Origin of the sequence: Bacteroides sp. GM023, from assembly GCF_014750685.1 — a bacterium.
GTDB lineage: Bacteria > Bacteroidota > Bacteroidia > Bacteroidales > Bacteroidaceae > Bacteroides.
In genome coordinates, this window is the sequence record NZ_JAAXGE010000010.1 from 154,720 (window position 1) to 178,315 (window position 23,596).

Below are 23,596 nucleotides of genomic sequence, written 5' to 3' on the forward strand. Positions count from 1 at the left end.
ATGAAACAACGAACCTATATTTGTCTTTTGTTCTCTCTCTTGCTGTCTGCAAACGGATATGCGCAAAAGGGCATCATGCATCTAAGTCAACAGACACTGATGCACGAAGTCCGCGAAACGCCTTCCCCGCTGGATGGACAGCATATTGCAGTCAATCCCCCACGCTTTATGTGGCCGGACAAATTTCCTCACCTTGGTGCCGTACTTGACGGTGTAGAAGAAGAGGATTTCAAACCGGAAGTGACTTACCGCATCCGTATTGCACGTGAACCGGAATTTAAGTCAGAGGTGATTACTGCCGAAAGGAAGTGGGCTTTCTTCAATCCTTTCAAATTGTTCGGGGAAGGGAAATGGTATTGGCAACATGCCTATGTAGATAAAGACGGCAAAGAAGAATGGTCGCCTGTTTACCATTTCTATGTAGATGGTCAGACACGCACTTTCAACCCGCCTTCACTACAAGAAGTATTGGTCAAATTACCTAAAGCCCACCCCCGTATTCTGCTCGATGCCAACGACTGGGATAACATTATCGAACGGAATAAGAATAACCCGGAAGCACAGGCGTATATCACGAAAGCAAACAAATGCCTGAATCATCCGCTGAAACATTTGGAAGAAGAGATTGATACGACACAGGTTGTCAAACTGACAAATATTGTGCAGTATCGTTCCGCTCTGATTCGTGAAAGCCGGAAGATTGTAGACCGTGAAGAAGCGAATATCGAAGCAATGGTACGTGCTTATTTGCTGACTAAAGATGAGGTATATTATAAAGAGGGTATCAAACGTCTTTCCGAAATCCTTTCATGGAAGAACAGTAAATACTTTGCAGGAGACTTCAACCGCTCCACCATCCTGTCTATGAGTACTTCGGCTTATGACGCATGGTATAACCTGCTGACACCGGAAGAGAAAAAGCTACTTTTAAGAACCATCCGCGACAACGGCAAGAAGTTCTATCACGAATATGTCAACCATCTTGAAAATCGTATTGCGGACAATCATGTCTGGCAAATGACTTTCCGTATTCTGAATATGGCGGCCTTTGCTACGTATGGCGAACTCCCGATGTCTTCTACCTGGGTAGATTATTGCTACAATGAATGGGTATCCCGGCTGCCGGGACTTAACACGGATGGTGGATGGCACAACGGTGATTCTTATTTCCATGTCAATCTCCGTACATTAATCGAAGTTCCCGCCTTCTACTCACGTATCAGCGGGTTCGATTTCTTTGCTGAACCCTGGTACAATAACAATGCACTTTATGTCATTTATCAGCAGCCACCATTCTCAAAATCTGCCGGACAAGGTAATTCGCATGAGACGAAAATGAAGCCGAATGGTACACGTGTTGGTTATGCAGATGCATTGGCTCGTGAATGTAACAATCCTTGGGCAGCCGCTTATGCCCGCGCGATATTGGAAAAAGAACCTGATATTATGAAGAAAACATTCTTAGGGAAATCCGGTGACCTTACCTGGTATCGCTGTACTACCAGGAAGTCTTTGCCTAAAGAGGAACGCTCATTGGCAGAACTTCCCATGGCAAAAGTATTCAACGAAACGGGAATTGCAACGATGCATACTTCTTTGGGAGATATAGACAAGAACGCAATGCTTTCATTCCGCTCCAGTCCTTACGGTTCTACTTCTCATGCGCTTGCCAATCAGAATGCTTTCAACACATTCTATGGTGGAAAAGCAATCTTCTACAGCAGCGGACACCGTACCGGATTCACGGACGATCATTGTATGTATTCCTATCGTAACACACGTGCACATAATAGTATCCTAGTCAACGGAATGACACAGAAAATCGGGACAGAAGGATACGGATGGATTCCACGCTGGTATGAAGGGGAAAAGATTTCATATATGGTCGGAGATGCTTCCAATGCTTATGGTAAAGTGACTTCTCCCCTGTGGCTGAAACGCGGTGAACTATCCGACACTCAATACACGCCTGAAAAAGGTTGGGATAAGAACAAAGTCGATATGTTCCGCCGCCACAGTATTCAATTAGGAACTACCGGAGTGTATGTAATCTATGATGAATTGGAAGGTAAAGAAGCTGTTACCTGGAGTTATCTTCTGCATACGGTAGAACTTCCTATGGAAATGCAAGAATTACCTAATGAGGTAAAAGTTACCGGAAAGAATAAAGCCGGCGGTATATCCGTTGCTCATCTGTTCAGTTCAGCTAAGACAGAACAAGCCATTGTAGATACTTTCTTCTGTGCTCCTACCAACTGGAAAAATGTAACGAATGCCCAAGGTAAGGCTCTGAAATATCCAAACCACTGGCATTTCTCTTCTACAACAGTTCCTTGCAAGACTGCCCGTTTCTTAACGGTTATGGATACACATGGAAATAATCGTCCCGATATGAAAGTTATTCGTAAAGGTAATACTGTGCAGGTGGGCGACTGGATTATCACGTGTAATCTGACAGACAAAGGGAAAGCCGCTATCAATGTCACCAATAAAGCAGAGAAAGTTTCCTTGAATTATGATGCCGGTAAGAAGGAAGGTGCAACGATTGTAACTGACCAAGTGAAAGGTAAACAAGTCAGTAAGGTTCTGACAGACTATTTGCCTGATTTTGAGATATAATCAACATCCTTTAAACCAAAAAATTGTCCCATTATTCTTTTGACAGTAAAAGAATAATGGGACAATTCTATAGATAGATGATTTTATAAATCATAAATAGACAATCTCGGATATTTAGAATAAAGTCCGGTATTCTGCAACTCTTCCTTTTCAGGAATACGGAACAAGTAATATTTACTATTCGGGACAAAGGGAGTATTATCCGGCAGACTGATAATAGTATGTCCCTTAACAGATATTTCTTTCCCCCCTACTGTAATCTTTCCGTCATATTCCTTACGTTCTACCGATTGCTGGTTACGGATGAGGTCAGTCAACGCAAAACCTTCACCCCATAATTCTTTACGACGTTCTTTCCATATTTCCAGTATCAATGCATCACCGGTTTCTGTAACTACCGATGCTGTTTTACCCTCTTTCATACGTGCATTGCGCAAAGTCTGCAATAACTGTTGTGCTTCACCTTCCTTACCTGCCAGATGAGCAGCCGCTTCAGCTTTAATCAGATACATCTCCGAAGTACGCATCAAGACTAAATCCGCCAACATATTGTCGAGGTCTTTAAATATGAACTTCTTATTCAACATAGCCCAGTCTCCATAAGCCGTCTGTCCCCAATCGAACAAATCTTTACGGTAGTCCCCCTCCTCAAACTCTTCCTTGAAATACGGATCGGCATTGAGGCTTGTATAAGCATCGGATGTACAGTCTTTGAAATAAAACAGATAACAGGGCATATTGTCATCAATCGTACACGATAAACCCCACATCCACTCCTTATTAGTATAATCATTGAAACCACTTTTATATTCATTCTCATTCATCAAATAAGAATTGATAGCCAAAGCATCTGAAGCATAGTCATAAGCTTTCTGCCAATTACGAGCATACAAATGAGTACGTGCCAACAAACCCAACGCCACAGAATAATCAATCTGATATTGAGCATTTGCATCATTTCCGTGTGAATAATTCTCCGGAATAAGCGACAAGGCATCTTCCAAATCACTCAAAGCCTGGGCAAATACTTCAGATACACTGGAAGCCGGTTTTCCTGTCAAGGCGACTTCGTTATCTGTTGGTTCTGTATATATTGGAACGCAAACTGCATTCGGGTCTTTATCAATAGCAAAAGAATAATGAGTGGCCAAAATCATATATGCATAACCACGGGTAGCAAAAGCCTGTCCTTTGATTCTAGCCTTATCTTCTTTAGTACCCGCCACATCGTCTATGTACTTCAATATACCGTTACAATTATTAATCGGATCATACATCAAATCCCAAAGCACACCATTATATTCGCCGCGCGAATATCCGTTTGTCAGGTTATAACTTCCAGAGAAACCGTAGCTTCTTGTCCTTACAGCATCCGAACCGGCAAAATCATCATTCAGCATTATGGAACCCATGCCAATAGACGCATAAGTGGAACCCGAATTAAAAATATAGTTCCACGCACCCCTCAACACACGTTCCGCATTCTTCGTATCTTTATATACATTCGGAGCGTCTAATGAAGTGGTAGGAGTAGTATTCAAATCACATGATACTACCGCACATACCATCAAAATAACTCCACATACATTTTTAAGGTTTATCTTCATTGTTGTATTCATTTTAAAGTTTTACATTGATACCAAATGAAATTGTCTTCATAGCCGGATAACGGAAAGAAGCCATACCACTGACCGGCTGTTCCGGATCAAGTCCCTGCTGTTTACTGAATGTCAGCATGTTTTCACCTTGAACAAACACGCTTGCATCCTTCAAAGTCAGCGGGTGCAACCATTTCTTCGGTAAGTTATAGTTGAGTGTTATTGTCTTTAAACGAAGGAAAGAACGATCTACCAACCAACGTGTAGACGAGGAAGTGAACTTGCTTGTACCATCCTGTGTCAACCGGGGAATATCTGTATTTGTATTTTCCGGTGTCCAGCGGTTCAGGAGTTCTTTACTCATGCTATCCCCGTTGCCGCCGTTTACCCTCATCAGCATCGTTATATCATTATTATAGATTTTTCCACCGATACCATAAGAGAACAACATAGATAATGACAGGTCTTTCCATGTAAGGTCTGACTGGAAACCGCCACTCAATTTCGGCAAAGAGCTACCCGCTTTCACTTTCTTATCAGAAGTCAGGGCCGAATAGTCATCGGTCAAATGCCTTGTACCGTCAGCGTCATAATAAGCCCATTGTGCACTTCCTGTCTCAGAATCTACGCCACCCCATTCATACAGCCAGAAGTCATACAATGAACCGCCTTGCACCCATTTCTTACTACCTTGCCACATTACTTCCGTAGGTAGCTGCACTATTTTGTTTTTATAAGTCGTCATATTTACCGACAACCGCCATGTCCAGTCGCGGGTCAATACTGGCGTAGCATTCACTGTAAATTCCCAACCGTAATTTTTCAATTTACCAATATTGGCGTCAATGGAACTAAAACCGGAAGAAGGTACTAAATCACGGCTGAACAGCAAATCTTTAGACGCACGGTTAAAATATTCAATCGTACCATTGATACGGTTATTCAGGAAACCGAAGTCCAAACCGATATTAAAGTTCAAGTTCGTTTCCCATGACAAATCAGGAGTTGCCAGACGGGAAGTGTGAAGAGTAGTCTCACCCAGAAAGCTACCGATACTGTATAATTCCTGATAAGCATAATAACCCACATTATCATTGCCCTGAGCACCATAACTGGCACGAAGGCTTAAATTTGACAACCATCTGTCGGCGACATTTTTCATAAAAGATTCCTGATGGATTTTCCAGGAAGCACCGAACGACCAGAATGTTCCCCAACGGTTGTCGGGATGAAAACGGGATGAACCGTCAGTACGCATGGATGCCGATAAAAAGTAACGCTGGTTAAAAGAATATTCGGCACTACCGAAATAACTGAGCAATTTATACTGATCGCTATTTCCACTGAAACCTGTCAATGTAGAAGCTGCGTCCGGCTCAAAAAAGCCATCAGTAATGACACCAGAACGTGATCCTCCGAAGTTGGAGGTGTTGTATTCATAATACTCTTGACCTGCCATCAAACGAATATTGTGAAGTTCCTTAAAATTACGCTCCCAGTTTACCACATTATTGAATGTCATACCTGTAGTCCGGTAATTACGCTTACTCACCGAGCCTACCAAAGGTTCTTTTCCATAAGTGGGATTTGTATAATCATGCGAAAACTTACTATTGTAATCTATACTCAAGGACATCTTATAAGTCAACCCCTTAAGTGGAGCTACCTGCAAATATCCGCGTACCGAAGCCGCATCTCTCTTTATTTCATTTTTGTCATAAGGCATGGATTGGGCAAAATTATACCCGCGATAAGAACTCTTACGATAATTCCCGTAGTCATAGATTTTATTTCCATCGTCATCCCGCAAATATTCGCCTGTATCAGCGTTCCGTTCATATACCGGATAAAAGGAAGGTAATGAACGTGCTGCCAATACGATGTTACCGATTGCGGTATCATTCTGCTTCGGATAATCCTGAATAGAATGAGTTCCCGAAACATTCAAGCCGACCTGTAACCAGCCGCGCAAATCGGAAGTAATATTAGTACGCAATGTATAACGTTTGAAACCTGAACAGATATATGCCCCCTGATCATCCAGATACCCCAACGAGAAATAATATTTCGTCTTCTTACTTCCACCTGAGATTCGGGCGCTTAAATCCGTATAGTGGGCGTCTTGCGTTAAAGCGTCCTCCCAGCTATCGTCCCACAAGGGCGTAGCTCCTGCCACCAGTTTGCCGTCTATACCCACCGGCTGTCCATATTTGCTTCCATAAGGATTGATACCGATAGTAGAGATCAACTCGGATGAAGATCTTTGCGCAGCATCTTCTGCCGAATGACCGTCATCCATATACTTATTGCGCATAGCCTCCCATTGCAGCATGAAATAATCATTGGTACCCAACTGGTCATAATCTCTTACCGCACGACTTGAAAAACCATACTTGGCAGACAGTTCAATAACCGGAGCAGAATCAACACCTTGTTTGGTGGTAATCATAATTACACCGTTTGCAGCGCGTGATCCATACAACGTAGCAGCCGCAGCATCTTTCAACACAGTAATAGAAGCAATATCCTGTGAAGAGATGGAGGACAAAGCACCATCGTAAGGAACACCGTCCACTACGTAAAGTGGCGTAGTAGATGCATTGGCCGAACCGATACCACGAATATAGATACTGGCATCTTCGCCGGGTTGTCCGCTCGTTGAAAACGATTGTAAGCCTGCTACACTACCTTGCAGAGCTTTTGATACACTACTAACCTGAGACGATGCAATCAACTTCTTATCAACCACTCCGGCCGAACCTGTGAAGGTGGATTTTTTAGTAGTACCATAAGGTACGGTAATGACTACTTCGTCAACAGCCAGAGAAGTTTCTTTCATCTCTACATTGATGGTCGCACGTCCTTTTACCGGAACTTCCATGGTTTCATAACCGATATACGAAAAGGCAAGAGTAGCTTTCCCGTCTACTTTTAATGAGTAATTACCATCGATTGAGGTAATTGTTCCCAATCGTCCGTTACTACTTTTCACAACCACAGTCACACCGGCCATTCCCTCTCCATGAGCAGTGACCTTACCCCGCACAGTGACATCTTGAGCATATGTAGCCACGCACAAGAAAAGAGCACATAAAGAACCGAGAATCTTAATAGGGACTACATTCAGACAATAAAATAAAGAATTGGGAGCATTGTAATTCATTTGCGTGTTATTTATAGCTTATAGCCTCCCCGGATTGAGCGGTAATAAAAAAAAGGCATGGGAGTCTGTACTTCTGCTTATCCCGAACTCAGGCTCTCGCATTGCCCATCTACAAGGATAAGCAACACAGCTAGCCCACGCCCAGATGAGATATACAGAACACTATGCATAACATAATGTTTGATAACACATCCTAAGTGGACGCTTCCGTTGCCTTATCTTCTTGTAGATTTCAAATTTGCGAGATTTGAGTTCAGAAGATAACGTTTGGTAAACGCCTTTCTTAAATAAAAATAACCCCGCCGCCCCCTCTGGGGCTAGCTGGATTTTGCAAATATAAATAGTTAGATTAAGAACAACAAACTTTATTTTACTTTTCTTGTTTCTTTTCTGCTATATAATTTTTCCAAGACTTTATATATAAACATAATAACAAAAAAAGTGTGCCAAAAGTCGATTTCATTTCATCAGACTTTTGGCACCTTTCCTTTCAACTACTAAGTTCCCCTCTACTTTATTTCCCTAATCAACATGCCCTCGAAAAAATCGCTACCACTAACCTTCTTGAAAGTGGTATATTTTAATTTTGAATTAAGCGTCTGATCTTCGGCAGCCATATACCGGTTATCCCAAATTTTTCCGGATACTGGTTCTATCACTCCTACTCTTTTATAGGTTGTCTTTCCTGTACTTTCATCCAGATTCTTCTCCAACACCTCATATTTTGATTCCTGACTGACCCCTTCTTTCAATCCTACCTGAGCATAAATTTCTTTCCCATTAACGCCATAAAGTGGAGTTTTAACTTTAAAGACATCAAAACTACGCTGAAGCTCCAATACAGATTCATCCAATGCACGACAAACCACCTTGCGAATCATATCAGCCGGTTCATAATTACTGGACATCGTTGTTTTATTAGAACGTACCGACTGCTTCCCTATAAACTTAAGTTTGAAAGTCCCATTATCTTTCAAGAATTCTTCAGCTTTCACCTTGTCAGGTCCATCCAAATAATATTGCGCATAGAATTTATTAGCGATATCGTCATTCCATTCCAATTTATAGAGATAAGAGTTTACAATTACCTTAAATCCTTTGATACTTTCCGCCAAAGCAGCCACATTATCACCCATATCAGAGAAATTGACTCCAGTAGCAATAGTAGCGACACTACCTAACAAACGTATCCCCATACCAAATGCTTTCGAAGTATTCTCTTTATCCACATATCGAATATCATTCACCATGATAAACGTATTAGCAATTAATTCTTCACCGGCATCCGAAAGAGTCGCCACTCCTCTTGCTGTCTTCCGTGCCAAACGTACATCCAGATCAGTTGCATTATACTGCCCCCTCTCCGAAATGAGTTTCATATCGCAAACTCCTGTTTCTTTATTCCGTTCAAACCACTTGGCTACTAATCTTTTAGCAACCTGATTCTGTTCTAGAAAACGGGTAATCTCCTCCTCTTGTTGCTTTTCATCTGTTGTTTCAACCAACCGCACATTCAAATTATGATTATCATATTTGTCCGGAACAGGCAATTTTAGATATTCTTCCATAATTTCGTTACCAAACGTCTTTTCAGTATGCCGCACGAGCATCGAATAAATGGAACTCCGTCTATATTTAGCTGTCTGCTCATCATTTTGTTCTTGCGCTCCGATCGTAGAGCTAACCAACAGCATAAGGCAACTTACGATGAATATATTCTTTTTCATAACCGATTAATTCTTTATATTGACAAATTAAAATTCTTATTACTGTGTTCTCTGCTATCTCATTTAAAAATCCCACAATTCTTCAGGGATAACTTCACTTACTTTGAACCGATTGTAATTTACAATATAATAATCCGGATGCTTCATCAGATATTCAATGTCATCGGCAGATACCTTTTTCTGTCCATACTGTCCAATGACAACCTGATAGGCTGATAATGGAGAGATCGGACAATAAGGTTCGATAATAACTTTTCCCTCTTTTGATACAGCTCCCCAAAGAAACTGACCGATAAATTTTTCAGGTGCAAAATCACCATCCTTTTGCATTTTCTTCGCTACTTTGTTCTTCACTTTATTAGCATCTACTCCCAAATTAGCAAACAAATTAGAATCAAGCAAGCCTTTTTGAGATTCACTCATTATGTATTCTTTCATAATATCAGCAGCTTTCTTACAGTTACTCTGATCAATCTTTTGAGAAACGATATAGATACCATTCTGGCTATCCAGTCCTAGAAAATCGAATGTAGGAGACAAGATTTCCTTTTCTTCAAAATTTAGTAATCCGAACTTCCCGGCATTCACCAATACTTTATTACCTAATTCATCATAGAAGTTTGAGAGATCCTCGTAAACCGGAGCCAACAAGACCGCTCCCTTGACATCTTTAACTCCCCACTTGCCATTCTCCCTGAAATTGAATTTTCCTTTATGCACGGATGACACCATTTCATAATCGAAAGGCATAGCTTCTTTTCCATCCAATGAGATAAATCCGGCTTTACTACCTTTCATTGCGGGAATCAATCCCTCAGAGTAAATACCCAGATAATCCATATCGGTAGTAAGAGCTACATTATTCTTCGAATCAATAACGTACCATTTATTTTGCTTGCAAACTGATGCATATCCATCGTTAAAAGCCGAAATTTTGGTATATTCAAAGGGAATCAAAACATCACCGGTTTTAGACAAATATCCAAAGCTAGAACCATTTTCCGAAGCAATAGTGTAATCGGAATAATCCCCCAATTGCTTATACTTAGGCTCAATCATTATCTTTCCATCCCGTCGTACATAGCCGGATTTGTCACCGATAACATATCTTTCTATTTCATTATTAAAATTAAAGTCCAAAGTACCCGCTTCCAGCTTAACGATCTTACCATTCTCATTATGCAAATAATAAGTTTTTTCAGTACTCATATCCATAACAGATGCCCAGTTATACTGGTTCATAGCAATAGCATTATAAACAAAATCTTCCAGTACCATTCCTCTCGTGTCCAAAATACCATAGAATATCCCGCGCTTTCCAGTTTTGCTTTCTTTTTTCTTCAGCATTTTCTGCTGAATAATAATGCCATTATGGGCATCGTGATTAGTATAAGAATCTTCACTTATCACCATCCCTTGCTTGTTGATATAGCTATATTGCGTAGGTCCTGTTCCTACCCATGCCACTCCCTCACAGAATTCTCCGGCAGAACGATATTTAACTTTTATGACGATACGCCCACCATCATCTACAAATCCCCACTTACCATTTTCCAATTGTCCACTCTTGCCGATTTTGCCACCTTTGCAAACACGTGCCATACCGTCAATCAACTCTCCTATTTCTGTATATTCCGGTTTAATCAACTCTTTTCCATATCTGGAAACCCAGCCATACACTTTTCCCTTCTTGGTCTTAGCGATATTAAACTTATTAAAATACTCTATATCATCGTACACCGGCTTTATGAGGATTTCGCCATTATCTTTCACATATCCCCATTTACCACCTTCCAGATCATCTGTTTTCTTATTATATTTTGCGCCGATACAGATTTTGGCTACACCATCTACAAAGTCCTCAATCACCGAGTATTGCAATTTCAGTACAATTCCTCCTTTTTCATTGATAAATCCAAATTTATCTTTAATACGCACTTTCGCCAGTCCGCCTTCAAAATTACCTATCTCATCATACTTAGGCTTAACCACAAATTTGCCTTTTGCGTCCACAAGCCCTACCTTACCTTTCTTATCCCGCTGAAGCGTTAAATCCTGAGCAGATAGAGAACCCGTTCCTCCCATAATGATGAGAGTTATCAAACCTATCAATACGCTTTTCTTCATTTCGTCATAAATGTTTTAGTTCAATGAATCCTTGTTTATTTTATCACATTAATTTCTGTTTGCTGCCCTTTGCCATAAGCCATTCCTATTTCCTTCGCAGCATTTATCTGTTGTTTTATCAGATCAACCTTATCATCATAAATCTTCATCTGATGTTGTACTTCCACCTTCACTCTGTCTTTGATTTCTGCATAAAGCCTTTCTCCACCAGCATAAGCAGAAGATTTCGGATCAATCAACGACAACCAATAACAAGCCTCTTCCGCTGCTGCACCCGTCTGATCTACGGTCCATATCCGCCGTGCCTCCTTCAAGAACTTTTCACCGACCTTATCCCGTGCTTTCGGATAGATGGCTATTATCTCACGAGTCACCTCATTGTACTTGTTGCAACATTCAGGAACAGAAGCCAATAAATTAAATGCTTCTTCATATTTTTCAAGGTTAGCCAATCGACGTGCTTGAGATACAATTTGTGTTGCATGTTCATTATAATATGTGAGTACCTTGTTCTTTGCTCCCTTTATAAAATCAATCAAATTCCTGTTTTGAGGATTGACAAGTCGCAGGGCATTCTGCATAGCTTTCGCTTCTGTATTACCGGCCCCTCTCGCATTCACGGTCTGGATTGCCATCGTTTTCGCCCCTGCCCTATCAATCAATTTGATAATAACATCATATTGGCAAGTTACACTAGCAGGTACGGTAGGTACGACTTCTTTCTGCATACCCGCCACATCAGCCGTCAAAACAAACTGAGTATAAGAAAAGTCAGCAGAAACTCCTTGCGAAACAACCAGTTGCTCCATCTTAGAACGTAAATAGTCTATTTGCGCCTCATTTAATCCTTCAATATGTTCAGGCATCACTACAGTTATGGGAGTATCGCATTCTTGCGCAGACATTCCTTTAAAAAATATCAGCGATACAATTAATATGCTTATAAATCTTTTCATGATTCTTCTTTTTTATTTATCACCTATTATCAGTTGACATCTTCCCAATCCGCGAGGAACAACTTTACAAGTTAGATTATAAGGAGGTTTCCGTAATACTTTCCTAAGTTCTTTCACAAAATCCTCGGTATCCATTGCTTTCCCGCTTTCGCTCATCATCGGTATTCTGACCTGATTGAACATTGCGAAATTCTCCGATCCTTCCGCTTTACTGAAACGTCCTTTCACACAATGTTTCTCCAACCAGTCTTCTATCACGTCTATCAGTTCGTTATCTCCATATTCTGTTTCTAAATCAATACCTTGTCCAGTATCAAACACATTTATATCAATAGCTACTTCTCTGCCATTCTCAAAAAGATTATCAAAATGAGTCTGCAACTGTGATGTAAAGTTATCCATGTTAGCCAAAATTGCTTCTTCCACCAATACCGGAACTTCTGCGGAAAAAGAAGGTGTGCCTGTTCCCTGCGCACCAGCTACCTGCATACTAGTATAAGCATCAATTCCACGAAGATTGTACGTAACAGACTTTTTCGGCCCCATCGTATTAACGCTCCAATCGACTTCCAAAATAATATCGCATTTAGCTGTCCGTTTCAACATATCGAGAGCGCTTTCTACCAATGTTGCGCCGGAATTCTTACTCAATGTCATAGTATTCTGTGCATTGATTATCTCCATATTTTTTATTGAAGCAGAAAGATCTTTCAATGGAAATCCCTTATCAGCCATTAAAATGCCAATTTTGGAAATAACATTCATCAAATCTTTATCTTGTGCAAGCGCCTTTTTATAATCCGGCAGAATTTCACTACCCAAATCAGCGTTCATTTCCATCACATACCCTCTTTCATTACACCATGGCAGGCTTGGAACAACCATTAATTCAGGCTTCTTAGCTTGCCCGAACATACTAATCGAATAAATCAGCAAAACAAGAACATAACATATCTTTTTCATATTCCAATAGTTTTATCACATATTAAAAACCAGTAGACAACCCTCTGATAACACCATCTGTTTCCAGTTGCTTACGTAGTTGATCTTTAGAAACAGAAACAACGGCACCTATTTTATATTGACGTTTGGTAACTTTCACCCGTTCAAATGTACCTTCAACAATAGTGGCAAAATTGAGATAGGCATTTTTCTTTTCAAAAAACTCATCGAAATACTTCTCGTTCTCTTCTTCTACAGACAGACTCTTAGCCAACGGTTTCTGCCCATTACATTTCGAACTGCCTGTAATACCCTTGAAAATAACTCCATGAATAGCATATTTCCGTATCTGTTCCGGCTTAAGATTCTGTTTGTTTGCATACACCCAGACACGAACTAAATAAGTGCCTTCGACTCCATTTCCTTCACAAATTACATCATATCGTCTATCTATATTTTGCTCCACATTCTGTGCACATAGTGAAGTGGAAAGAAAAGAAAAAAATACGACAATTAATAATGGTAAGACTTCGGTTGCGTAATGAACCGGTTTTAATAATACTTTCTTCATAATATTCAAATTTAGCTTGTATTCTTGTTTTGCACCTTTTGCTATATGGCAAAGGTATCCAATTTGTTTAAACAAAAAAGTACACAAAATCCGAGTTTGAACATAAACTGTATAAATGTGTGTTTAAACATTAAAAAATAGTGATTATAATGATATGTTTTTTTAGCATCAAAATAGGGGAGCTTATCATCACTCCCCTATTTTCCTCCTATAAGAATGCAAAGAGCACCTTTTCCGAGTAAAAATTATCTCACAAAAGCATGCTGCTCATAATATTCGTACACACTTCCATCTTCCTTTTCTTTTTCACGAAGTTCATAAACTAACTCCGCTTCAGTCATCTTGGTCACTGTCCAAACTTCTGTATATCCTTCGTCGTCGGTATCAATAATGGTAAGCTTATTACCTGAATATGTCCATGTACCATGATAATAGTTAGTACCACCTGAAAGATTATAAACATCTTTCTCTACGTAAGTTCCATCTTCTTTGAATTCAATAGAATAGCGGTTGGTACCGTTTACAAAATCCTCTTTATGGTTATTCACCATTTCGCCATCTTCCCATTCCTGATCTAGATAGTACACTCCATTCCAAGTTCCGATTAACAAATCACGTGAGCCAACCGAATCTTCGTCGTCATCGCCACAAGAACATACACCAAACGATAATAGCACTACAGCCATACATGTGGCCACTTTCCATAAAACTTTTCTCATAACACATTAATTTTACTAATTGTTTATACTAAATAATCACTCATTCCCAATATTAATTCAAGAAGACCTCATTCATAAACTAAATAAATATCATTAGTCACAAAATCAACTTCCCAATGAGCGCCTTCTCGGTTCTCCCACTGATAATAATCCGCCATACGATTCCACCAGTCTTGAAATTTGACTCCAGTCTCACCTAAGTCTTTTACCAATTTCTCATATAAAGCTTCATTATCAACAGATACAATTTTAGCCAATTCATTCAAGCCATTCTGACGTTCAAAGAGTTGTTGAACTTCACACTTCTCTTCCTCCGTCACTTTTCCAATTACTTTTTTCATTTCTTTCTTATATCAAAAGGATCCATGTATGTTATTTCTTTTATTTCTACATTTTTCATGTAAGTATTCTCAGTTTGACGGATAACAGCCAATAATGAACGGGCTGCATTTCGTTCTATATGCGAAATGGTACATTGTTCATGTGAAGGAGTATTTACTTCCAATGTAGATTTCCTATTTAAATAAATACAACGTTTACATTGATAAGCATCACAGATACGACACAAAGGAGCATGATCCAAACGGTAAAGTTGTGGATTCTTGATGTCAAGTCCGGTTTGCAAATCCCCTACAGCAGTTACTCCATCTTCCAAATAGAAAGCCGGGCAAATATAGAACTTCCCATCAGGAGCTAACGTTATATTTTCCCATCCGGCATTGCAGTTATTCATCCTATCCAGCATCATGCGGTCAGTCAATAAATTTAGCTGCGGGCTCTTACCTTGTTGAAAACATACATCGATCATTTTCGAAATGGATTGTAACACTTGCGCATAAACATTGAAATCCTCTTCAGTAAAATCAGCAATATCAGTAAAAACGATATTTAAACGATATATCTTTACCAAAATATCAGCTAAAGAAGAATAATTGTTAAAGAGAGCACTCTTCGATGTTCGAAGTACATAAGTCTGAGTCAAACTAAAATTATAGTTCACAAAGCTTGTCCAGTCCTCGAAAACAACCACGTCCGCTTCCCCTTGGTAACCAGCAGGAACAATTTTACTATGATCTATCGTTCCTATTGTCTTTTTATACTCATCGGGCAGCGCATAATCAGGATACACAAACTGAATCGACAGATTTTCTTTCATGGCAAAAAGAATACCAGCTTTCAAATCATCCAAAGCAATCAGCTTGCATATTCTTCTAGAATTAGCGTAATGACAAAAGGAGACACTCGTGTCATCTAATTGTATAATCAAGTATTGAATCATAGTCTCAACAGATTACATTGTTTGACTTCTTATGCTTTTTTTCTTCCACATCACACCCACTTTCTAGCTCTAACTTACGGAAGAGCTTGTTCCAATAATAATTATTGGCGCGAACGCGTGCTTTATGCATTTTGCAGATAGCTGTACTTCGCTGATAAATAGTTGGCGTATCAGCAGCATCATAGTTTTCTCCTTGACACCATGCACAGCCGTTAGCCACCTCACAATCAATACACTCCTGTGTACTTTGTGTACAACGGTCAAGAGTCAAGAATGGACGAAGTTTGTTCTTATCAATGCCTTCATGAACATTTCCGATAATCCATGCTTTCTTATTACGTAAAGAGTATTGGGCAAAACGAGTACAGGGATAGAAGTTACCGGCAGCATCCACAGCAAGCATCATGCCGGCTCCACACCAATTCTGATTGTCCAATACACAATCCATAGGTTTACCTATATGTTCTGTAAAAAATGAACACGCATAATCTTGATAATATCCTTCATCTATAATCGTATCAGCCAATTGTATAAGCTGCTCTTCAAAAAGATGCTCATCTCCCGGCTTCCAAACAGTCTCGAAAACACAGTTAATATTAACTTCATGAATGCCAAGACTATATAAGTGGAGTACACTTTCTTTTATATAAGGAATATCCGCACTACTGATAGTAACTTTCGTTCCTGCATTAGGAAATTGTTTCAGCCATAATGGGATATTACGCACCACATCAGCGTAAGAACCTCTACCCGTTATTTTATAAACTCGATTCAAATCATGCTTCATCTCCGTACCGTCTATAGTAATGCCAATACTTAAATGCTCTCTATTTTTCTTTATGAAATTCTGTACTTTCGTTTCATGATAGTTAATCCCATTAGTTGAAAATGAGAAACGGTAAGAGTTGAACCAATGATGATTCCGTCGAAACATTTCTATCTTAATATAGTCGCAAATCCTATCTATCAAGTCTATCTCCAGAAAAGGCTCTCCTCCGATAAAATCCCATACAACGGATTCTTCCCGGAATTCATCTTCCCGTTCCAAAATATAGTCAATAGCCTGTTTGGCTATCTCCCAAGGCATACGTTCTTTAGTATTCTTACCTACGAGATAACAATATTTACAAGCTAGTTGACAGTCCTTTGTTACAATGAATGTGATATTCTTGTCCATGCCAGACTGCCAACCTGCATCTTGTTCCTTTATCTTCATCTGTTCAATTATCATTTACTTGTATGTAAACATATGTTCGAACAACCTACAAAACATTTTCCCTTACAGGTATGATTACAATTAGTAGGTACATTCGCAGCATTCGCCACACACGTAGACGCACAAGTTCTTGTACACAATCCGCTACAGGCATCCTTACATTTACCACTGCAATCAGAACAACCTCCGCCACCATTAACATCATCCAAAGGTGGTTCGTCAATCTCGCACGATGTAAGAACATTGGGTAATGCAACTAATGCTATTGCCGGAAGGACAAAACCTGCCGCTTTCTTAAAGAACTGTCTTCTAGAAATTATTTCGTCGTTATTATTTTTCTTTTTCATAAATATAATCCTTTAAATGTTAGAAATAAAAACCTGTCTTTACATAAAAATGAGAAGAACCTTTGTCTTTCCCGAATTTCTGTAAGCCGCAACTAAGAGTAAACTTTTTATACTTTATTCCCGGCCCGAATTCGCAATAGAAAGAAGTTTTACCACCTGACGGTTTCAGCGAGTGTCCTGCACCCAATGCTAAATCCAGAAATGGTGAAAAATCTGAGGTCACAGGATAAAAGCCCCGCAAATCAACGTAACCCGTCATGGCAAAACGCAAACCCTGACCTTTGTAATAATGCGTCAGCATGTGGGCATCTACACCAATAGATGTTTGAAGATAATCACCCCACATAATTCCATGTAGCATTCCCAACATGGCACGGGCAGAATAGGTCTTCGCATCGTTCACTGTCGAACTCGTTCCATAACCAATATGCATTCCTCCTGCATATTTAGGTGTCCAATCAATTGCGTAGCACAACGAAGGTAATAAAGCCAACGCGATGCAAAACAATCCTACTTTCTTTAAGAACCGACTATATAAGCCGCTTCTCAGCTTTTGATTCTTTTTCATAAATAATTAATTTAAGTGAATATTAAAGAGAGTCAAATCCTATTTGATTTCTCGAACAAGCATCCCCGGATAAAAATTACCACCACTTACTTTAACAAAAGTTGTAGCTTTCAAATCTGCTCCATAAGCACCTTCTTCCGCAGCCATATAACGGTTGTCCCATATCTTATTAGCAACAGGTTTAATAATACCCATCCGTTTGTATTCAATCTTGCCTTCAACTTCCCTGGCTTCAAGAACTTCAAATTTGGAATCTTTTCCGACACCTTCTTTCTGTCCTATCTGCACAGTAATAGCAGGTTCTACATTCAATATTGGGGCTTTTATTTTAAATTGCTCATATTTCTTTTGTAAGTCTGCCACATTTTCATCAATAGCCCGTTGGCAGGCTTTACGAATCATCTGTAAGGGTTCTTCTTCTTTTATTCCCAAGAAAGACGTTTTAGCACCGCTGGATTCCACTTCACCAATATACTTCATCTGAAACGCGCCACGATTCTTCTCGAAAGCCAGCTTCTTTTGCTCATCCGCTTTTTCCGAATAGTAAAGGGTATAAAACTGGTTCGCAATCTCTTCATTCCATATCAATTGATAAAGACGAGTATGTATTTTAACAGAGAAACCTTTCAGCGTAGCTACAATATCGCCATAATTCTGCCCCAGTTTAGCATAATCACTATTCCCCGTAGCCATTCCGGCAACACCGCCAAGAACAGTCAAAGCAAGTCCCCATGTTTTGGCACGGGCATTTTTATCTATATAGCGAACCTCGTTTACCAATAAGTATGTATTTCCTATTAAATCCTCTCCCGCATCTTGCAACATAGCAATTCCTCTTTTTGAACGTTTTGCCAATTCCTTGTCAAATTCCGATGCGTTATAAAGCCCACGTTCTTTTACCAGTTCCATATCACACTCTCCTGTCAGGATGTTCCTGTTAAACCATTTTCCTACGAGCCGACTGGCTATATGATTACGATTCACAAAGCCCGTAATATCTTCCGTATATTTTCCTTTACAATCTACAACAACAGCATTTATACTCAATCCATGATCATTATATTTGTCAGGAACAGGAATTGCCAAAAACTGGTCTTTTATCTCGTCACAGAAATCTTGTTCACTATGGCTTACAAGTATACTATAAATAGAACTACGGCGATATTTCATATCCTGTTGAGCAGTCTCCTGCGCCTCAGATTCAGATAGTACGAACGTTGCCAATAATATCGATATTAAAAGTCTTATTTTTCTCATTTTCTTATTCTTTAATAGTCCCACATATCATTTTCTATAGTTCCGGTCAGTTCACATTTATTACGTTCCTGATTATTCTTAATCACAAACCTGTAAGTATCTATTTCTTTCCATGTCTCCATCCCTTGATTGAGCATCTGTGAATAAGCCTTAATCGCTAAATCTCCATTTGGCATTATGCAAGGAATCAATACTTTACCCTCAGAAGAAATACATCCGACTTTATTGTTCTTATCCCAAACCACAGCAACTCCCTCAAAGTCCGCATTAAAATTTCTAAAGCCTGTATACCCGACATTGAAAGCCAATTGATTTGTTTCGGTTGACCAACAGTACCACAAGCCTTTATTTTCTTTTTGCACCCATAGAAGTTTCGGCTTCCATTCTGTTTTTACGGCTGTATTGTTCCACTTACATTCCACAGCCATCTTATTGTCCGGTTCTATTTCACCCCAACCTGATTTTGTGCGCACACTAGCCCACCCGTACTTAAAAGACCGAGCTGATTCATACATAGCCGGAATCGCATAGTTTCCTTTTTTATCAAGGAATCCATATAATCCGCCTTTATTCTTTTGCGCACACATAAGTCCCTCGCTGACAGGGCTAATCAAATTATAAGTAGGAGGAATAATTTCGTGTCCGATACTATCTATAATACCACATTTATCACCATTCTTAACTACATATATACTCTCCCTCATTGGCAGAATCAAACTATAGTCATTCGATATTTTACGACCATTCTTGTCTATCAAATACTGTTTCCCATTAGTTGCAATGACAGCATTTCCTTTTTCAAAAGGAGTGACTACTTCAACGTCCACCCAATCTTTAAAAAGTAATTTGCCCGATCTGATATTGTAATAATTCGATTGTATTCTTTTCTTTTTCTCGCGAGCCAACGAAATAAAACCATCACTGGGGCAATACGCCAAATCATACTTATCTGGCGGCAACAGCATATTACCATCCCCATCAAACACTCCTATTTTATGAAAATACTTTTCATTCGCTTTCCTATAGTCATATTTATGCATTTCTCCATTCAAACTAGAGAATCCAAATTTATTAGACACTACTATATAGGTGTTTTCCGACATAGACAATGTACTGAACTTCTTTGGAGACAATAAGTCATAAGTCAGCAATTCAAAACTGCCACACTCTTCTGACAACTTCCGTTCCGCCTCTGACATTTTTTTCAAGTAGGACTCATTCAACTCTTTAGTATGACTTTCCACATATTTCTTCGTTTCAGAGAAATCAAATTCGGAAGATGATACTTTTAAGCTAAAGCTAAATATATTAGGAGTATACCGCATTAACGCATACCCCTCTTTCTTTATTTTTCTAAGTTGCTTAATGTATTCCGGATCATTATAAATTGAGGCCATCAACGGATTCGCATCAGGCGCTAATTCTTCAAAAGTCCCGATAGCTTTGTATTTTACAGGAACAACAAGGTCACCATTACGTTTGTACACGCCAAACTTTCCGCCTTTCACAACATCCCGATTCTTTTTCTTATCAAATTTGCCGCCTTCGTTCACCCAGCAATATCCACGCTCATTGAACGTTCCGACAGCAGCATATTTACAAGGAATGAAAACATGAAACCCATCATCTATATAGCCATATTTTCCTCCTTTCATTACATAGGCAAGACCATCCTTAAACAAGCCAATCTCGTCATACTCAGCTTTCATTATAACATCTCCACGCCGATTGATATACCCCCACTTCGCACCGCTAAGAATTCCATCCTTTACACTTCCTCCTTCCGCAATCTTGCAATAATCACCATTCCATTCGTACATCTCCGAATACTTTATCTTTATCACCTCTTTACCTCTCGTATCAATATATCCCCACTTATCCCCTTTTTTAACTTTCGCCCTACCATCAATAAAAGGATAAGCCTCCTTGAATTTGTAATCAATCACTTTCTTTCCGTCGAGGTCTACATATCCCCATTTTCCTTTCCCGTTTTGTTCAGGCACAAGGGTTTGTGCGTTCAAAATTGATGCTCCCATCACTAGATAGAAAACAATCAGCCAACAAATACGATTCATATTATTAGTTTTTAGTTGTATGTTATTTTATCACATTAATTTCTGTCTGCTGTCCTCTGCCGTAAGCCATTCCGATTTCTTTTGCAGCATTTATTTGCTCTTTCATCAAATCGACACTATCATCATAAACTTTCATTTGATGTTGTACTTCTACTTGTACCCGGCTCTTTATTTCGGCATACAGTGTTTCGCCTTTAGAATAAGCAGGTGACTTTGGATCTATTAAAGACAACCAATAACAAGCTTCCTCAGCGGCAGCACTGGTCTGTTCAACTGTCCATATCCTACGAGCCTTCTTTAAATAGTTTTCTCCGATTTTATCCCTCGCTTTCGGATAAATAGTTGTTATTTCACGAGTTACTTCATTATAGTATTTGCAGCACTCCGGTACGGAAGCCAACAAGTTAAAAGCTTCTTCATACTTTTCCAGACCTGCCAACCGATGTGCCTGCAATACAATTTGCCCTGTGTGTTGATTGTAATAATCCAGCACTTTACTTTTTGCTCCTTTGATGAAGTCCGACAATTTCTTGTTTTGCGGATTTATCAACCTCATGGCATTTTGCACAGCTTTTATTTCTGTCGCACCGGCTCCCCTTACGTTGACAACCAAAGTTGCCATAGTTTTCAGACCTGCCCTATCCACCAATTTGATAACAATATCACACTGGCAAGTCGCACTTGCCGGAATAGTAGGCACAATCTCTTTCTGCATACCTACAACATCCGCTGTGAGGAAGAATTGAGTATAAAAGAAATCTGCTGAAATACCTTGAGTAACAACTAATTGTTCCATTTTTGAACGCAAGTATTCTTGCTGTGTTTCATTCATTCCGTCAATATGTTCTGCTATTAACACAGCGATAGGAGTGTCACATTCTTCTTGTGCTGACATTCCATTGAGAAACATCAGCAATACAATAAATACACTTATAATCCTTTTCATGATACTTTTTATTTATCACCTATAATCAATTGACATCTTCCCAATCCATGAGGAATTACCTTACAGTTAAGATTGTACGGAGGTTTACGCAACACCTTTCTCAATTCCTTTACAAAATCTTCCGTATCCATTGCTTTGCCGTTTTCATTCATCATCGGGATTCGAACCTGACTGAACATTGCAAAATTCTCCGAACCTTCCATTTTCGAAAACCGTCCTTTCACACAATGTGTCTCCAGCCATTCCTCAATGATATCAATCAATTCATTTTCACCATATTCAGTTTCCAAATCAATACCTGCTCCCGTATCGAATACATTTATATCAATAGAAACCTCTCTACCATTTTCAAACAAATTGTCGAAGTGAGCCTGTAGTTGCGAGGTAAAATTATCCATATTGACAAGGATGGCTTCTTCAATTAAGACAGGAATCTCCGCCGAAAAAGAGGGTTCTCCTGTTCCTTGTGCCCCTGCAACTTGCATATTAGTGTAGGCATCAATACCGCGCAAATTATATGTTACCGACTTCTTTGGTCCCAATACATTCACGCTCCAATCAACTTCCAGGATAATGTCACACTTAGCAGTTCGTTTCAACATATCCAATGCTGTTTCTGTCAACACGGCACCCGAATTCTTACTCAAAGTCATGGAGTTCCGGGCATTTATCATTTCCATGTTTTTTATAGAAGCAGAAAGGTCTTTTAAAGGAAATCCCTTATCAGCCATCAAAATGCCTATCTTAGAGATAACATTCATTAAATCTTTATCTTGCGCCAGTGCCTTCTTATAATCCGGGAACGTTTCACTTCCCAAGTCCGTTTTTCTGTCAAACACATAACCTCTTTCATTACACCATGGTAAACTGGGAATAACCATTAATTCCGGCTTTTTTGCTTGTCCTAGCAAGTTACTCGAAAAGAAGAGTAAAACAAAAACATAATATATCCGTTTCATGTCCTGATAGTTTATAGTTTCATTTTAAAAGCCTGATGATAGCCCTCTGATAATATTATCGGCTTCCAATTGTTTTCGCAACTGATCTTTTGCCACAGAAACCACAGCACCTATTTTATATTGCCGCTTTGTTACTTTGACACGTTCAAACGCACCTTCTACAATAGTTGCAAAATTCAAATAGGCGTTTTTCTTCTCGAAAAACTCGTCAAAATACTCCTTGTTTTCTTCTTCTACAGATAAGTTCTTAGCGAATGGTTTCTGACCGCTACATTTCGTGCTGCCAGTAACCCCTTTAAATATAATTCCATGAACGGCATACTTCCGGAGTGTTTCCGGTTTCAGATTCAGTTTGTTTGCATACACCCATACCTTTACCAGGTAAGTACCTTCTACTCCATTTCCTTCACAAATAATGTCATATCTCCTATCAATGTTCTGTTTCACATTTTGTCCGTACATTGATATAGACTTAATAGAAAAAAGGAACAGAGCAATAACTATTAAGTAATCACGTCGTTTCATTC

18 protein-coding genes are annotated in these 23,596 nt (G+C 39.4%); 1 reads left to right on the forward strand and 17 read right to left on the reverse strand.

Translation table 11 applies throughout. The features are described 5' to 3' along the window. A complete protein-coding gene (locus tag HC965_RS20860) occupies positions 1-2,619 on the forward strand; it encodes a DUF4962 domain-containing protein (protein WP_191033268.1) in 2,619 nt (872 codons plus the stop codon). Between the two features lie 83 nt (positions 2,620-2,702). On the opposite strand, the gene HC965_RS20865 is transcribed toward HC965_RS20860, so the two are convergent. From HC965_RS20865 to HC965_RS20945, 17 genes are all read right to left on the reverse strand, one after another. Then, positions 2,703-4,226, reverse strand: coding sequence for a RagB/SusD family nutrient uptake outer membrane protein (locus HC965_RS20865; RefSeq protein ID WP_191033269.1), 1,524 nt, complete (start codon positions 4,224-4,226; stop codon positions 2,703-2,705). 13 nt (positions 4,227-4,239) lie between these two features. Then, positions 4,240-7,380, reverse strand: a complete 3,141-nt coding sequence (locus HC965_RS20870; RefSeq protein ID WP_191033270.1) for a TonB-dependent receptor — start codon at positions 7,378-7,380, stop codon at positions 4,240-4,242. Between the two features lie 509 nt (positions 7,381-7,889). Further along, on the reverse strand, positions 7,890-9,107 hold the full coding sequence (locus HC965_RS20875) for a hypothetical protein (RefSeq protein WP_223854966.1): 1,218 nt from the start codon (positions 9,105-9,107) through the stop codon (positions 7,890-7,892). A 63-nt stretch (positions 9,108-9,170) separates the two neighbouring features. Continuing rightward, a complete protein-coding gene (locus HC965_RS20880) occupies positions 9,171-11,234 on the reverse strand; it encodes a WG repeat-containing protein (RefSeq protein ID WP_191033271.1) in 2,064 nt (687 codons plus the stop codon). Between the two features lie 35 nt (positions 11,235-11,269). Continuing rightward, positions 11,270-12,190, reverse strand: a complete 921-nt coding sequence (locus tag HC965_RS20885; protein ID WP_191033272.1) for a hypothetical protein — start codon at positions 12,188-12,190, stop codon at positions 11,270-11,272. Positions 12,191-12,202: 12 nt separating this feature from the next. Next, entirely contained in the window at positions 12,203-13,153 is a 951-nt protein-coding gene (locus HC965_RS20890; RefSeq protein ID WP_191033273.1) for a DUF6175 family protein, read from the reverse strand. A 22-nt stretch (positions 13,154-13,175) separates the two neighbouring features. After that, a complete protein-coding gene (locus tag HC965_RS20895) occupies positions 13,176-13,703 on the reverse strand; it encodes a hypothetical protein (RefSeq protein WP_191033274.1) in 528 nt (175 codons plus the stop codon). Between the two features lie 245 nt (positions 13,704-13,948). Further along, positions 13,949-14,422 (reverse strand): lipocalin family protein, encoded by a 474-nt coding sequence (locus tag HC965_RS20900; RefSeq protein WP_223854967.1) that lies wholly within the window; start codon positions 14,420-14,422, stop codon positions 13,949-13,951. 68 nt (positions 14,423-14,490) lie between these two features. Continuing rightward, positions 14,491-14,763, reverse strand: coding sequence for a CXXX repeat peptide modification system protein (locus HC965_RS20905; protein WP_191033275.1), 273 nt, complete (start codon positions 14,761-14,763; stop codon positions 14,491-14,493). After that, positions 14,760-15,701 (reverse strand): CXXX repeat peptide maturase, encoded by a 942-nt coding sequence (locus HC965_RS20910; protein ID WP_191033276.1) that lies wholly within the window; start codon positions 15,699-15,701, stop codon positions 14,760-14,762. The genes HC965_RS20905 and HC965_RS20910 overlap by 4 nt, the downstream gene beginning before the upstream one ends. Before the next feature lie 4 nt (positions 15,702-15,705). Next, positions 15,706-16,917, reverse strand: a complete 1,212-nt coding sequence (locus HC965_RS20915; protein WP_191033277.1) for a radical SAM peptide maturase, CXXX-repeat target family — start codon at positions 16,915-16,917, stop codon at positions 15,706-15,708. 366 nt (positions 16,918-17,283) lie between these two features. Next, positions 17,284-17,832: a hypothetical protein gene (locus HC965_RS20920; RefSeq protein WP_191033278.1), complete on the reverse strand. Its 549-nt coding sequence runs from the start codon at positions 17,830-17,832 to the stop codon at positions 17,284-17,286. 39 nt (positions 17,833-17,871) lie between these two features. Next, positions 17,872-19,089: a hypothetical protein gene (locus HC965_RS20925; RefSeq protein WP_223854968.1), complete on the reverse strand. Its 1,218-nt coding sequence runs from the start codon at positions 19,087-19,089 to the stop codon at positions 17,872-17,874. An 11-nt stretch (positions 19,090-19,100) separates the two neighbouring features. Beyond that, positions 19,101-21,164 carry a WG repeat-containing protein gene (locus HC965_RS20930; protein WP_191033279.1) on the reverse strand — a complete coding sequence of 688 codons (2,064 nt, stop codon included), beginning with the start codon at positions 21,162-21,164 and terminating at the stop codon, positions 19,101-19,103. A gap of 22 nt (positions 21,165-21,186) precedes the next feature. Next, positions 21,187-22,110, reverse strand: a complete 924-nt coding sequence (locus HC965_RS20935) for a hypothetical protein (protein ID WP_191033280.1) — start codon at positions 22,108-22,110, stop codon at positions 21,187-21,189. A gap of 8 nt (positions 22,111-22,118) precedes the next feature. Continuing rightward, on the reverse strand, positions 22,119-23,069 hold the full coding sequence (locus tag HC965_RS20940; RefSeq protein ID WP_191033281.1) for a DUF6175 family protein: 951 nt from the start codon (positions 23,067-23,069) through the stop codon (positions 22,119-22,121). 24 nt (positions 23,070-23,093) lie between these two features. Continuing rightward, positions 23,094-23,594: a hypothetical protein gene (locus HC965_RS20945; RefSeq protein ID WP_191033282.1), complete on the reverse strand. Its 501-nt coding sequence runs from the start codon at positions 23,592-23,594 to the stop codon at positions 23,094-23,096. Positions 23,595-23,596: the final 2 nt, after the last annotated feature.